Source organism: Alloyangia pacifica (genome assembly GCF_900116195.1).
In the GTDB taxonomy this organism is placed as follows: Bacteria; Pseudomonadota; Alphaproteobacteria; order Rhodobacterales; family Rhodobacteraceae; genus Salipiger; species Salipiger pacificus.
Window position 1 is genome coordinate 42,153 of sequence record NZ_FOZW01000011.1, and the last position, 15,018, is coordinate 57,170.

The 15,018-nt window shown below is 67.8% G+C and carries 10 protein-coding genes and 1 pseudogene; 7 read left to right on the forward strand and 4 right to left on the reverse strand.

The genetic code is table 11. The features are described from left to right. Nucleotides 1-3: 3 nt before the first annotated feature. Nucleotides 4-2,013: a pyruvate dehydrogenase (acetyl-transferring) E1 component subunit alpha gene (gene pdhA, locus BM397_RS20805; protein WP_092428093.1), complete on the reverse strand. Its 2,010-nt coding sequence runs from the start codon at nt 2,011-2,013 to the stop codon at nt 4-6. After that, a complete protein-coding gene (acsA, locus tag BM397_RS20810; protein WP_092428095.1) occupies nt 2,010-3,725 on the reverse strand; it encodes an acetate--CoA ligase in 1,716 nt (571 codons plus the stop codon). The genes pdhA and acsA overlap by 4 nt, the downstream gene beginning before the upstream one ends. Before the next feature lie 232 nt (nt 3,726-3,957). Here acsA and BM397_RS30090 point away from each other — a divergent pair. The 7 genes and pseudogenes from BM397_RS30090 to BM397_RS20845 form a co-directional block, all read left to right on the forward strand. Beyond that, a pseudogene (locus tag BM397_RS30090) lies at nt 3,958-4,437 on the forward strand (heavy metal translocating P-type ATPase); the annotation flags it as partial. Nucleotides 4,438-4,626: 189 nt separating this feature from the next. Next, on the forward strand, nt 4,627-5,376 hold the full coding sequence (locus BM397_RS20820; protein WP_092428097.1) for a response regulator transcription factor: 750 nt from the start codon (nt 4,627-4,629) through the stop codon (nt 5,374-5,376). 156 nt (nt 5,377-5,532) lie between these two features. After that, the gene (locus BM397_RS20825; protein WP_218124903.1) at nt 5,533-5,937 is read left to right on the forward strand and encodes an Hsp20/alpha crystallin family protein; all 405 of its coding nucleotides are present in this window, start codon (nt 5,533-5,535) and stop codon (nt 5,935-5,937) included. Further along, on the forward strand, nt 5,934-8,312 hold the full coding sequence (gene lon / locus BM397_RS20830) for an endopeptidase La (RefSeq protein ID WP_092428099.1): 2,379 nt from the start codon (nt 5,934-5,936) through the stop codon (nt 8,310-8,312). Before BM397_RS20825 ends, lon begins: the two co-directional genes overlap by 4 nt. 178 nt (nt 8,313-8,490) lie before the next feature. Continuing rightward, nucleotides 8,491-9,366, forward strand: a complete 876-nt coding sequence (locus BM397_RS20835) for a Crp/Fnr family transcriptional regulator (protein WP_342707627.1) — start codon at nt 8,491-8,493, stop codon at nt 9,364-9,366. Between the two features lie 464 nt (nt 9,367-9,830). Beyond that, nucleotides 9,831-11,639, forward strand: a complete 1,809-nt coding sequence (locus BM397_RS20840; RefSeq protein ID WP_092428103.1) for a PHA/PHB synthase family protein — start codon at nt 9,831-9,833, stop codon at nt 11,637-11,639. Next, a complete protein-coding gene (locus BM397_RS20845) occupies nt 11,623-12,720 on the forward strand; it encodes an alpha/beta hydrolase family protein (protein ID WP_092428105.1) in 1,098 nt (365 codons plus the stop codon). The genes BM397_RS20840 and BM397_RS20845 overlap by 17 nt, the downstream gene beginning before the upstream one ends. 637 nt (nt 12,721-13,357) lie before the next feature. On the opposite strand, the gene BM397_RS20850 is transcribed toward BM397_RS20845, so the two are convergent. Then, entirely contained in the window at nt 13,358-14,245 is an 888-nt protein-coding gene (locus BM397_RS20850) for a hypothetical protein (RefSeq protein WP_177239598.1), read from the reverse strand. A 230-nt stretch (nt 14,246-14,475) separates the two neighbouring features. Further along, a complete protein-coding gene (locus tag BM397_RS20855) occupies nt 14,476-15,015 on the reverse strand; it encodes an SCO family protein (RefSeq protein WP_092428109.1) in 540 nt (179 codons plus the stop codon). Nucleotides 15,016-15,018: the final 3 nt, after the last annotated feature.

Consider the following 15,018-nt stretch of genomic DNA (forward strand, 5'->3'; position numbering starts at 1 on the left):
CCATCAGCCGCCCCCCAGCAGCGCACGGGCCGCCGCGACAATCGCGGGCACCTGCGGGATCGCCGCCTGCTCGAGATGCCGGGCATAGGGGATCGGCACCTCTGCCGAGCAGACCCGCCCGACCGGCGCGTCGAGCGACCAGAACGCCTGCTCCATGATCCGCGCAGAGACCTCCGCCGCCAGCCCGCCGCTGCGCCAGCCCTCGTCGATCACCAGCGCCCGGCGGGTCCTGGCAACCGAGGCGATGATCGTCGCCTCATCGAGCGGCCGCAGGCTGCGCAGGTCGATGACCTCGGCCGAGATGCCCTCCGCCGCCAGCACCTCGGCGGCCTCCAGCACCTTGAACAGCGAGCCGCCGTAGGTGATCAGGCTGAGATCCGTCCCGGCGCGGCGGATGGCGGCCGAGGCGATCTCCACCGCGCCGGCGGCGCTGTCGATCTTGCCGCTGCGGTTGTAGAGCATGACGTTCTCGAAGATCAGCACCGGGTCCGGGTCCTGCAAAGCGCTCCAGAGCATCCCGCGCGCGTCCTCCAGCGTTGCCGGTGCGAGCACCTTCAGCCCCGGGATATGCGCGTACCAGCCCTCGAGGCTGTGCGAATGCTGCGCGGCAAGCTGCTTGCCCGCGCCGGTGGCCATGCGGATCACCAGCGGCACGCCGAACTGGCCGCCCGACATGTGGCGCAGCGTGGCGGCCGAGTTGAGGATCTGGTCGAGCGCCAGCAGCGAGAAGTTCACCGTCATCAGCTCGACGATGGGCCGCATCCCGGCGGCAGCGGCCCCGATCCCCGCGCCGGTAAATCCGCTCTCGCTCAAAGGGGTATCGCGGATGCGGGCCTCGCCGAATTCGTCCAGCAGCCCCTTGGAAACGGCATAGCAACCGCCGTAGGCCCCCACATCTTCGCCCATCAGAAAGACCCGTTCGTCGCGCTCAAGAGCGTCGCGCAGACCGAGCCGGAGCGCCTCGCGGTAGGTCATCTCGACCAGTTCTCCGGATGGCGCTGGAGCGGGCGGCGGCGCGGCGGGCGGACCCAGCACATGGGCGGTCAGACTCTCGAGCGGCACCCAGCCTCCCGCCTCGGCATAGGCCACGGCATCGGCGATCTCGGCATCGACCTGCTGCTCGATCTCGGCCACCTCCGCCTCGTGGATCAGCCCGTTCTCCAGCAGCCAGCCGCGGAACTTCACGATCGGGCCCTGCTGGCGCCAGCGCTCCACCTCCGCCTTGTCACGGTAAAGCTGGGGGTCGAACATGGAATGCGCCCGGAAGCGGTATGTCAGGCATTCGAGGAACTGCGGGGCGCCGGTTTCGCGGACCTTCGCAATGGCGCTGCGTGCCGCGACCTCGACCGCGACCACATCCATGCCGTCGGCCTGCCGCGCCTCGATTCCGTAACACGCCGGCTTGCGCGAGATGTCGGTCAGCGCCTCGGTCCGGGCCAGCGCAGAACCCATGGCGTAGCCGTTGTTCTCGCAGACAAAGAGCACCGGCAGCTGCCAGAGCGCCGCGAGGTTCATCGCCTCGTGGAACTCGCCCTCGGCCACCGCGCCTTCGCCGAAGAAGCAGGCGGTGACGCAACCGCTGTCCGGCATCCGGTCGGCCAGCGCCAGCCCGGTGGCGAGCGGCAGCCCGCCACCGACGATGGCATTGCCGCCGTAGAACTTCCGCGCAGCGTCGAAGAGGTGCATCGAGCCACCCCGCCCGCCCGAGCAGCCCTCGGCCTTGCCGTACATCTCGGCCATGACAGCGGTCATAGGCACGCCGCGCACCAGCGCGTGGCCATGCTCGCGGTAGGTCGCCACGATCCGGTCGCGCGGCTCCAGCGCCGGGATGACACCGGCGGCAACGGCCTCCTCGCCATCATAGAGATGCAGGAACCCGCGTATCTTTTCCTGCGTGTAGAGCTCGGCGCAGGTGTCCTCGAACCTGCGGATCCGGATCATCTGCCGAAGCAGCGCAAGCACATGCGCCCGGTCGAGCCTTGGTTTCGTCGCGCTGGTGTCCGAGGGGCTCATGACTCGTCCGTCTCCAGCGTGGAAATATCGCCCTCGGGCAGGCCCAGCTCGCGCGCCTTCAGGAGGCGGCGCATGATCTTCCCCGAGCGGGTCTTGGGCAGGGTCGTACGGAAGATCACCTCGCGCGGGGCCACCGCCGGCCCGAGCCGCGACCGGGCGTGGCCGCGCAGCGCGCGCTCCAGGTCCTCCGAGGCCGAGTAGCCGGGGTTGAGCGTCACATAGGCCTTCACCACCTCGCCCGCCGTCTCGTCGGGAATGCCAATAACGCCAGCCTCGGCGACGGCGGGGTGTTCGATCAGCGCGCTTTCCACCTCGAAGGGCCCGATCAGATGACCGGAGCTCTTGATCAGGTCGTCGGCGCGGCCGACGAACCAGAAATACCCGTCTGCATCGCGCATCGCGAGATCGCCGCTGAGATACCAGCCATCCGCGAAGCACTTGTCGTAGCGCGTCTGCTCGCCGAGGTAGGTGCGCATCATCGACGGCCAACCGGGGCGCAGGGCGAGCTCGCCGACCTCGCCGTCGCCGAGCTCGTGCAGCCCATCACCGTCGCGCTCTACGATGCCCGCCGCGATGCCCGGCAGCGGCGTGCCCATGGAGCCGGGCCGCACCCTCATCCCCGGCCGGTTGGCGATCATGATGCCGCCGGTCTCGGTCTGCCACCAATTGTCGTGGAACGGCTGACCGAAGACAGCCTCGGACCAGATCACCGCCTCGGGGTTCAGCGGCTCACCGACGCTGGCCAGAAAGCGCAGCGAAGAAAAGTCGTAGGGTGCCGCCGCCTTCTGGCCGGAGCGCATCATCATGCGGATCGCGGTGGGGGCAGTATACCAGACCTCGACCCTCTCGCGCTGGACGGTTTCATACCAGCGCTGCAGGTCGAACTCCGCCTCGTCGACGATCATCATCGCCCGGTTCACCAAGGGGGCGATGATGCCGTAGGAGGTGCCGGTGACCCAGCCGGGATCCGCCGTGCACCAATAGATCGTGCCTGGCTTCAGATCGAGCGCAACGCGCCCAGAGAAGGCGTGGTAGAGCACCGCGCCGTGCACGTGGACCGCGCCCTTGGGGCGGCCCGTGGTGCCCGAGGTGAAGTGGATCAGCGCCGGGTCTTCGGGCCTCGTCGGAACCGGCTCGAACGTGGACACCGCCGCAGCCAGTCCGGGACCGAGCGCAACACAGCCTTCGGGCGCATCGTCGCCGAGGATCAACACCAGCCGCAACGAGGCCACCTGGTCCCGCCAGGGCGCAATCTTGCGCCGGTAAAGCGCCTCGGTCGTCACCAGCACCGTTGCGCCGCCGATTTCCATGCGCGTGCGGATCGGCTCGGGGCCGAAGGCGGAAAACAGCGGCGTGAACACCAGCCCCGCCTTCAGCGTGCCGAGCGCGGTGACGTAGAGCTCCGGCACCCGGCCCATCAAGGCGTAGACGCTGTCGCCGCGGTCCAGCCCATGCGCGCGGAGGACGTTCGCGAAACGCGCCGTCTGCTCCGCAAGCTCGGCAAAGGACAGTGCGCGCCGAGCGCCCTCAGCTCCGAACCAGAGCAGGGCGGTGTCCGCGCCGTGCCCATGCCGGACGTGGCGATCCACCGCCTCGTAGGCGATGTTCACGCTGCCACCCGGGGCATCGATCAGCCCGGGCACCTCGGACCAGGGCGCATTTGCGTCCTGTGCGGGACCCGACCGGGCTTCGAGTTTTTCGCGCTGAGACATGGCCTCCTCCCGAAGCCGTCTTCTCCTCGACACCCTAGCTCTACCCGCTTTTGCCGGAGCGCCGGTTGACGTGCATCAATGCGCGCGGCTTCGGTCGGGCATGCGCGGCTCCGGCGGAGGTGCACAAGTCGCCAGGCGAAGGCGCCACCGGCACCGCCGAGGACCGCCGCGTTCGGGTCGGGGCTTCAAGTGCGTCCATGCGGCGATGGCGGCGCTCGGCACCCGCCCGGAAGTGACCGCGGGGCTAGGGATCGACGCGGTTTGGGCGGAGCTTATCCCGACGAAAAGGTCGCGCTGGTTCTGGCCGAACGCGAGGGCGGGCCCACCATGATGGTCGGCGAGGGCGTTACCGACGCCCCTGCCCTCGCCGCCGCGGCTATCGGCATCGCCATGGGTGCCCGGGGCCGCTGCCTCGGCCGAGGCGGCAGATGGGGTCCACTTGGTGGGTAGGACCGACCCGCTGGTGGCCGGCATCGCGATCGCCCGCGACGCGCGAAGCATCGCTCTGCAGAGCGGCGCGGCGGGCATCGACCCGTCGGTGATCGGCATGAACGCCGCGGCGCTGGGATACCTCAAGCCGGTCGAGGGCGCCTTGCTGGAGGAGGTGATCGACGTCGCAGTGATCCTCAATGCGCTCCGCGCGCTGCGCATCGTGCCCCGAGGGGCCCCGGTTGACGCGGTTGTCTCAGCGGCGGCTCCGCCCAACCCCTAGACCGCGGCAGATGTGCCTTTCGCAGAGGCATCGGGGATCAGCTGTCTGGCGGCGAGACCGAGGAAACATCTAGGAGCTGATCGATATATTACTATTGCGCGTCTTGGTTGAAGTGTTTTCCCTTACCCATACGGCATTTAGCAGGCCCCGGGTTTCTGGTATCCTGTTACCTCAGCATGGGGTGCGCGCATGGGAACCGTTACGATCCTTGTTGTCGACGATGACCGGAGCGTGCGCGAGACTTTGCGCTCGGCCTTCGAGGCCGAGAACTGGAACGTGCGCGAGGCCTGTGATCGCGCCACAGTGTTCGACGCCCTCGACGACCACCGGGTCGATCTGGTAACCCTCGACCTCAGCCTCGACGGCGAGGATGGGCTCGCCATTGCGCACAGCCTGCGCGAGACATCGAACATTCCGATCCTGATGATCTCCGGCAAGTCCTCGCCCGAGGATCGCATCCGCGGGCTCGAATTCGGCGCGGACGACTATATCGTCAAACCGTTCCACATACGCGAGGTCGTTCTGCGCGTTCGCAAGACACTCGAACTTTATCGGCGCGAGATCCCGGACGAGGTCAATATCCTGTTCGACCATGCCATCTACGAGGCCAAGCGCGGTGTGCTGACCCATCTCGACGGAACCCCGGTGAACCTGACCGGCTTCGAGCAGAAGCTGCTCGCGCTTTTCGTGCAGCATCCGGGCCGCATCCTGACCCGGGACGAAATCTGCCAGGCCCTGCACGGGCGGAACTGGTCCCCCGAGGACCGCACGATCGACGGGCACGTGGCTCGGCTCCGGCGCAAGATCGAACCTACGGCCAGCGGCACGGACAAGCTGATCCGCTCGGTGCGCGGCGTCGGCTATGTCTTTGCAGGCCCGGTCAGGATCGCACGTGAACACGCGCTGCACGCCCAGAAGCGCACGGGTGACCGGCACTGACGGAGCCGCGCGCGGCGCGCGCTTCCGTCCCCTGGGACCAGCCGCCATCCTAGCGCCGTTCAAATGATCTGCGCCGCTGGCCCGATCAATTGCGCCACGACAATGCGTTCCCCTCCGAGGTAGGACAGGCTGAGTGCATTGGCCGGAGGCCCGCCCATGATCTCGAAATCGATACAGAACCGAATGCTCGCGGATGCCCTGTACCGGCTGGGGCGCCTCGACGAGCTGCGGCAGCTGGCCTTCGGGCTCGGCCAGCCTCTGACCTGGGAGCCGCCGCTGGATCTGATCGAGACCGCGACCGAACTGGTGGCCTACGTGGTGCTGCCCGGTGTCGATCCCGCGTCGGTCGAGATCGAGGTCGCCGGTGGCGCCCTGACCCTGCGCGGACTCCGGACGCGCCCTCCGGAGCTGACATCCTCCTCGATCCTGCGTCTGGAACTGCCATGGGGCCGGTTCGAGCGCCGGGTCACTATCCCAGACGTGCCCTACCGGGTGACCCGCGAAACGGCGCCGGGCTGTCTCGTTGTCCGGCTCGCCAAGTTGCCGGAGGACGTATCATGACCGTGGACACCACGGCCGGAGTGGCAGGTTTCGCGGTCCCCGAGGATGCGCTGATCCTACTGCCCATGCGCGATTTCGTTGGCTTCCCGGGGACCGTCTTCCCGCTCGCCATCGGCCAGCCGTCCTCGGTCGTCGCCATCGAGCGGGCGCTCCGCGACGAGTTGCCGATCGGTATAATCCTGCAGCGCGGGCCGGAAGAGGATGCACCCGATGCCGCGGGACTCCACCCCATGGGCTGCGTCGCCGAGATCCTGCGCTACGTGACGACCCCCGACGACGCCCGCCACCTGATCTGCCGTGGCACCGCACGCTTCCGCCTGCTGGAGCTGCTACCGGACACGCCCTACCCGGTCGCACGGATCGAGCGGGTCGAAGACGTCCCAGACCCTCGTCCCGAGACCGAGGCCCACTTCCTCCATTTGCGCGAGCTGGCCGTACAGCTGTTGCACATGCTGCCCGAGGCGCCCGAGGGCCTTGCCGAGTCGGTGGCCCAGATTGACGACCCCGGCTACCTCGCCGATCTCGCCGCGAACTACACCGACATGTCCACCGCGGAGCGCCAGGATCTGCTCGAAACGCCGGAAATCTCCGCCCGCATCGAGGCGATGACCCAGAAGCTGAGCCGCCGGGTGGAAGTGCTGCGCATCACCCGCGAGATCAGTGAACAGGCCCGCGAGGAGCTCGAGGGCCGCCACCGCGAGGTGATCCTGCGCGAGCAGCTTGCCGCCATCCGCCGCGAACTCGGAGAGGCCGACACGGGTGGCGGAGAGGAGGTGGCGGGCCTCTCGAGCGCCATCATGGCGGCAGGCATGCCGGAAGCAACCGAGCGGCACGTGCTTGCCGAGCTTGGCCGCTACGAGAGCATGGCACCGGGAAGCGCCGAGGCGGCGATGCTGCGCAGCTGGCTCGATACGATCCTCGACCTGCCATGGCGGCTTCCCGAAGAGACCACGACCGACCTCGCCGCGGCGCGCCGGACGCTGGATGCCGATCACTACGGGCTCGAGAAAATCAAGGCGCGCATCATCGAGTATCTCGCGGTGCGCCGCCTCGCGCCGGCGGGTAAGGCGCCGATCCTGTGTTTCGTGGGGCCGCCGGGCGTGGGCAAGACCTCGCTGGGCCAGAGCATCGCGCGGGCGCTGAACCGGCCCTTCGCGCGGCTCAGCCTTGGCGGGGTGCACGACGAGGCGGAAATTCGCGGCCATCGCCGCACCTATGTCGGCGCGATGCCCGGCATGGTGATTCAGCAGATCCGCCGCGCCGGGGCGCGCAACTGCGTGCTGATGCTCGACGAGATCGACAAACTCGGTCAGGGGCTGGGCGGGGATCCCTCGGCGGCGCTACTGGAAGTGCTGGACCCGACGCAGAATGCCAGTTTCCACGACAACTATCTGGGCACCGATTTCGACCTCTCGCACGTGGTCTTCCTGTGTACCGCAAACACCCTCGAGACCGTCCCCGCGCCGCTGCGCGACCGGATGGAGATCATCGCGCTTGCCGGCTATCTCGAGGACGAGAAGCTGGAGATCGCGCGACGGTACCTGCTGCCGGCGCAACTTGCCGCGACCGGGCTGACGCCCGCGCAGGCACGGATCGACGAGGCCGCGCTTCATGCACTCATCCGTGGTTACACCCGCGAGGCGGGGGTGCGCGGCCTGGAACAGAAAATCGGGGCGCTGCTGCGCCACGTCGCAGTCAGTTTCGCGGAGGGCCGGACCGAGGCCCGGACCATCTCCGAGAGCGATCTGGCGGGGGTCCTCGGCCCGCCGCGCTTCGAGAACGAGATCGCCCTGCGGACCAGCCTCACGGGTGTCGCCACCGGGCTCGCCTGGACGCCGGTCGGCGGCGACATCCTGTTCATCGAGGCCAGCCGGGTGCCGGGCAAGGGGCGTCTGACCCTCACCGGGCAACTCGGCGAGGTGATGCGTGAAAGCGCGCAGGCCGCGGTGACGCTCGTCAAGGCGCGGGCCACGGGTCTCGGCATCGACCCGCAGCTGTTCGAGACCTCGGACATCCACGTCCACGTCCCCGCCGGCGCCACCCCCAAGGACGGGCCGAGCGCCGGTACCGCGATCTTCGCGGCCCTGGCCTCGCTGCTGCTCGACCGCAAGCTGCGCAGCGATACGGCGATGACCGGGGAAATCTCGTTGCGGGGACTGGTCCTGCCGGTGGGCGGAATCCGTGAGAAGGTCGTCGCGGCCGCCGCCGCCGGGATCACGCAGGTGCTGCTGCCCGAGCGCAATCGTCCCGACATCGAGGACATTCCCGAGGCGGCGCGGCGCCGGGTGACCTTCGTTTGGCTAAGGACAGTGGACGACGTGCTGATCCATGCGCTGGAGCCCGCGGCGGACCGGGCGGAAGAGCCCGCGGTCTGACTGCTGCTCGACCGCGGCAACGCCCCCACTGTGCACTCTCCGGGGCCTCTCCGGGACTTCCGCTCAGGCCGCGCCAAGGGCCCGCAGCGTCCTGCACATTTCTACTCAATTCTCCTGATGATTTCATATTCCAGTTTCTGAAATCATGAGTCCCGAAGGAGTTTGCGTGGGGGAGGATATGCAGACTGGCCTGACATCACGACAGGCGGAGGCGTGCCGCTGCCGCCATTGCGCCGCAAGGAATTTCGGATTCTGCGGCACGCTCGACGCCCATGCGCTCCGCGAAGTCTCGAGCAGGAGCAGCCTCGCGTTCTATCCCCGAGGCACCGAAATCGTGTTGCAGGGCGAGCCACTCGAGAAGATCGGGATCATCGCCGGTGGCGTGATCAAGGTCGGCACCGTCACCGAGGGCGGAGACGAGCACCTGCTTCAGATCATGCGGCGCGGTCAGCTGATTCACGTCCCCGAAAACACGGGCAGCCTCTTCACCTGGGAGACGGCAACCGACGCAGAGGTCTGCTGGATGCCCCGCAAAGCATGGGACGGCTTCCTGGAAGAACAGCCCTCACACTTCCTGTCTTACATGGTGACCATGCACTACCAGCTCGAACAGATGCAGCGCGCGGCGATGAACATGCGCGGACGCAATACGCTGCAGCGCCTGTCCTTCTGGCTGCTGGAAGAGCTTGCCAACTCCGAGACCGGCGCCCCGGGCAGCCTGCACATCTGCCTCAGCCGCCGCGATCTGGCCTCGCTTCTGGACATGACGGCCGAGACGCTCTGCCGCTCCCTCCGGCAGCTGCACGACAAGCGGGCCATCAGGCTGCTCGCGCCTGACCATCTCGAGGTGACCGACTTGACCAAACTGCGGCTCATCGCCCGCTGCCACGAGGATTGTCTCGGCGAGGCGCTTGCCCGGCCCTTCCCTTCCCCGCGTCGCAATGGCTGGCACACATGGAGCGAGACCGCAGCGCCGCCCGGCGAGAGCCGCGGCCACTCACAGCAGGACGCCGCCGTCCGATCCGGGGATGCGCTGCGACCGCCCAGATCGTGACCGGGTCACCGGGTCTTCCGAAAAGGAGTGCCGACGTTCCCGGCTGCGGGGCCCACGGTTGCCCAAGCGCCGATCTGCACAAACCCGTCCGCGCATTTGATTTCGAACAACGACAGGTCCCGCGCGCCGTGCCAGCTTCGGGACGGAGCGTTCAGAGGATCGAGAGGCCGCATGTCGGACCGAGCACGCGAGACACCGAGGGGCGGACCCCACGGCTTCCCCGCGAGGCCTCGTACAGGCACCGCACCCCCGCATCGGCGCGGGCTGGTTGCACAATCTCTCCTCCCAGCAACGGCGCGATTCCGGCAAAATTTTCCCGCGGCAGACGCCCGGAGCCGGCCATCGCCCAAGGGCACGACGCTGCAGCGAGCCGGGGCGACAGGCCTGCCGCACGGACTGCTCCAACGTCGTCCTGTCGACCGGTTCTGGCGGCTCCTGCCGCCGCACGCGTGAAAGCACCGAACATGTCCGAACTCACCACATCACCTTTCGCATCGGAAAGCGCCGGGACGACGCTCCCCGTACCCCTGCCCGCCTGCACCCCTGCCACGCCGCCCGACGCATGGGTACACGACGGGTTCCACGAGAGCCTCGACAGGGCCCTTGCCTCGACGCGGGCCCGTCTGACCATGGGTGTCTCGCCCTATGCCGCCGCCACGGCCTGGCAGGCCTGGGCCACGACACTGCTCAAGGCACCCGGCCGCCAGACCGACCTCGCAGAACGCTTCTGGCGCAACCAGTGGCAGGCGTTCACAGGCATATGGGACACCGCACGCGGCTTCTCCCCCGCGCCGGATGATCATCGCTTCGACGGCGACGGCTGGGCCAACCCGGTCTCGCGGTTCTGGATGCAGAGCTTCCTTGCCGCCGAGGACTGGTGGGACAGCGCCACGCGCCCGCAACGCGGCATGAACCCCCGCGAAAACGCGCGGGTTTCGTTCATGGCCCGCCAGGCGCTTGACGCGATGTCGCCCTCGAACGTGCCGTGGTTCAATCCAGAGGTGCTCAACGCCACGGCCCGCAGCGGCGGGCGCTGCCTGCTCGACGGCGCGGCGCTCATGGTCGAGGACTGGCTGCGGGACGGGGTGCTGCATTCGGAGCCGCCCGAGACCTTCGTGCCCGGGCAGGATGTCGCCTGCACGCCCGGCAGCGTGGTCTACCGCAATCACCTCTTCGAGCTGATCCAATACGCGCCGACGACCGGGACAGTCCAGGCCGAGCCGATCCTCATCGTGCCTGCATGGATCATGAAATATTACATCCTCGACCTCAGCGAGCATAACTCGCTGATCCGCTACCTGGTGGCGCAGGGCTTCACCGTCTTCTGCATCTCCTGGCTCAACCCCCGTGCCGAGGATCGCGACCTGTCGCTCGACGAATACCGGCGCGACGGGGTGCTGACGGCGCTGGACGCGATCACCCGCATCTGCCCGGACAGCAAGGTGCATGCCTGCGGTTACTGTCTCGGCGGCACGATCCTCGCCATCGCCGCCGCGACCATGGCGCGCGAGGGCGACGACCGGCTCGGCTCGATCACCCTGCTTGCGGCACAGACCGACTTTTCCGAGGCGGGCGAGTTGATGCTCTTCGTCGACGAGACGCAGATCGCCTACCTTGAGGACCTGATGTGGGCGCAGGGCTATCTGGATCAGCGGCAGATGGCCGGCACCTTCCGGGTGCTGCGCGACCGCGATCTCATCTGGTCGCGGCTGGTCCGACGCTATCTCATGGGCGAGGAGGAGCAGGAGTTCGACATCGGCGCCTGGAGCAAGGACACCACGCGGATGCCCTATCGCATGCATTCCGAGTACCTGCGCGGGTTGTTCCTGGAAAATCGCCTGACCGCCGGGCGTTTCGCCGTCGAAGGCCGCGTCATCGCGCTGAAGGACATCTCGGCACCGCTCTTCGTCCTCGCCACCGAGAAGGACCACATCGCGCCCTGGCGCTCGGTCTACAAGACGGCGCTCTTCACCGACCACGACCTGACCTTCGCGCTGGTCAGCGGCGGCCACAATGGCGGGATACTGAGCCCTCCGGGGCAGCCCCGGCGCAGCTTCCGCCTCGGCCACCGACCCGCGGGCGCGCGCTACGTCGGGCCCGACGACTGGCATTCTCAGAACGTCCCGCAGCAGGGATCGTGGTGGCCGCAGTGGGTGGACTGGCTGCGGCAGAAGAGTTCGAACGAGAAGGTGCCGCCGCCCGGGACAGGCCTGCCCGGCACAGAGTTCGCGCCGCTATGCCCGGCGCCGGGCCTCTATGTCCTGCAGCGCTGACCATCGCCCGAGCGCACTGCGACCAGGCGCGGAACAGCCGCTCTACCAGCCGTTCGGGATCGGTACCGCCCCAGCGGCATCCGGTCCGGCCCCGGTCACCGAGAGCACCCTTCACGCCACGCCCTTCTATACGCTCAGGGCATTCGATCTTGTCGGACAGCCTGCAGCGCCGCGCACGCTGCTGGTGCCGCCGCTGTCCGGCCACTTGCCGGTACTTCTGCGCGACACGGTGCTCGGGCTTCTGGGCGTCGGGCTGAACGTCACGGTGATCGACTGGGCGAACGTGCGTCACGTGGGGATCGAGCACGGCAGTTTCGGCTTCGACGACAACATCGGCGCCATCGTCGAGGCGATCCTGCACATCGGCCCCGGGGCGCATGTGCTGGCGCTGTGTCAGGGCGGGGTCCCTGCGCTCGCGGCGACCGCCGATCTCGCGGCACAGCTCCCCGGATCCGAGCCTGCCGCGCTGGTGCTGCTCGCCGCCCCGGTCGATCCGATGGCCCGCCCGACACCGCTCGTCCACCTGCTGCGGGCCAATCCCCCATCTTGGTACCGCACCGTGCCGCTGGCGCGGGTCGGGGCCGCGCACGAGGGACACCGCCGCTGGGTCTACCCCGCCGAAACGCAGCTCGCGGCGCTGACACGTTACCGCAACAAGGCCCTCGCCGCCGAAACCGAGCTGGCGCGCAAGATGCAGGAGGACGACGGCACGGACCCGGAAAGCTTCCCCTTCCCGATCCTCTACAGCGCCGTCATGGACCTCGACGCGCGGCTCTTCGCGGAGAACATCGACCGCGTATTCCTGTCACGCGCCATCGCCAGCGGCACGCTGGACTTCCGCGGCAGACGCGTCACCCCGGCTGCGCTTGGGCCGACCCGGCTGATTACGGTCGAAGGCGCTGAGGACGAGATCGCTGCGCCCGGTCAGACAAGCGCAGCCCATGTGCTGTGTTGCGGCCTTGCCGAGAGCGATCACCATGCGATGGTCCTGCCCGGCTGCGGCCATTTCGGTCTCTTCCACGGCCGCATCTGGCGCGAGAAGATCTGCCCTGCCCTCGCCGAACTTCTGTCCCGGCAATGACCCTTGGCTCACGCCAGCGGAACCGCCTGATTTTCATATTTTACCGCCAGACTCGGGCGGTAAGCCGTTCCTTGGAATGTTGATTTCCACTCAGAACTGACCGGGGTGCTCCATCGAGAATTGACCAACCTTGGGCTTTGCTGAGCGGGTCGTGTTTGGGTCAAGACATGGCTGAGCTCCCTCTTTTCCGGGAGGCTGCGGTCGCGCCGTCCTTGAAGCGGAAGCCGGCGTTTCCGGTTTCGAGGAAATGGCCGCTATGGGTTCGCCGATTGAAGAGCGCGGTGGTCACCGACAGCCGCACCACAACCCGGGACGTCACCCTCTACTGAGAAGTCTTCACGACCGCACCAGCGTAATCTCCGCCGCAACGTCCTTGCGCAGGGCCGCTCGGGACCGTCGTTCCATGGAGAGCCCGAGCAGGGTTAGCCAAGGTTTCCCAACATGATGCGCATAGCACGCAGGCTGATTTCGAGCTCCTCAGATGTCAGGCCCGCAACCATTTAGGTCTCTGCCGTCAACGCGAGCGCCATCATCTCGTCGTGCCGGGCAAAGCCTGCTTTTGAGAGCCACCACCGCCGCTTGCGACTGTCTGATGGAGAACTCTTGAAAATCAAGAGTTTCTCGTCCGCGAGTTGGCTCATGGTGCCTGGCGATCATCACTCAGACAAACTCGGCGGAGCGCTACAAGATCGGTCCCCGTCAGCGGCCATGCCGCATAGTCGAGATGCGGCCATTCAGGCGATTGAACGGAGAGACCATCGAGCTTCTCGAAAAGCTTTGCCCGTGTGCACTCCCGCTCACAGCGCGCCAACGCCTCGACCAACACCTCGGCCGCAGCGCGTCCGTAGCGTTCCAGCGGCGGCGCCCCAGAACGATCCGGTGCCGGGCGCGGGTCTGCCACGGTGAAGCAGCCAGCAATGCGCCCAAGGTGGTGCAGATCATCCGCGACTATCAAGACCGGGCCCGCGTCTGGATCGACCTGCCCTGCGGCTGATCCAAGGGCGATCACCGGTACGTCGCCCGGAGGCCTGGCTACGACGGACCAGCCGGCGGGCACATCGGGCTCACGTCCCTCCGGATCGAGGATCACCCCTCTCTCTGCGGTGCGCGCGAGCGCGGCGATCTGATCGTTCAGGCTTGCGAACCCGCCGCGCACCCGCCGCACGTCCTCATCTCCGCGCAGCATGTAGAGTGGAAACAGATGCGGCGCCGTTGCCCTACCCTCGGGCCGGGTCGCTGCCAAGATGACGACGCCCCCGGCCTCCTGCCGAACGAGACTGCGCCCGAAAACGCCGCGCGGCGCGATTTGCGCGACGCGTCCGAAGAAGGCTTTTGCAAAGCGCTCTGCTGCAGCCCCCTGACCGAATACCAGCACGATCTCGCGCGTGCCGAACCCGCTGCGCTGCAACGCATCGATTTCCTCGATGTACCCCGCCAGATTTGCCGCGTCGCCAGGTGCGTCGAAGACGAACCGAGGCATGGCGGGCGACAGCGTCCGACCGTCCTCTCCGATCCCGTCGCGCACGGCACGCAGAATATCCTGAGCCCTCAGTCCCAGCAAAGGGGGCCCCGATCCAGCCTCGCGCCCGCCCGCGCCGTCGTGGCCATGGCACCCCGCGCAGGAGATTCCCACCGCCGGCAGAACCGCCTCGCCCATCTGCACGGAAATCGGGGCGCGCCCCTCGTAGAGCGCCTCTCCGATTTCTTCAGCGTAGAGCCCCTGCCCCCAGAGCACGGCTATAAGCGCAAGCGCCCTCACCCGGCGTTGACCAGAAGGTCGACAATGCGGTCAATGTCGATGGACCGCCCCTCGATCCGCGTCGCCGTGCCGCTCGCCGCATTCCCCACGATCAGCACAAGGCTGTGCTCGTCAATGGGGCCGCCATCCCACACTCCGTTGCGCGACAGAAGCGGGATGACCACCGACGGCGCGCCCGTCAGCCGCAGCCAGCCGTCCGGGGCACCGAAGGCCTCGTGCCGCTTCAGCAGCTCCGCTGGGCTGTCCCGCGCCGGGTCAAGCGTCAGCGTCAGTATCCGCAGAGTGTCGGGCCGGGCCGGGTGGCTCAGAAGCGCGCCGAGGACCATATCCGCGAGCCCGCAAAGAGACTCGCAGTTGGTATAGGTGAAGCTCAGCACCACCAGGCCGTCGCCGAGCGCATCCGTCAGCGTCGTCGCGCGCCCGAACTGATCCAGCAGCGGCGCATCGGACCGCACCAGTTCCGCCTCCACAACCGTGGTCTCGAGCTCTTCTCCATCCGCCACCGGAGCATGGGTCTTGCCGTCATGGGCGCTCACCGA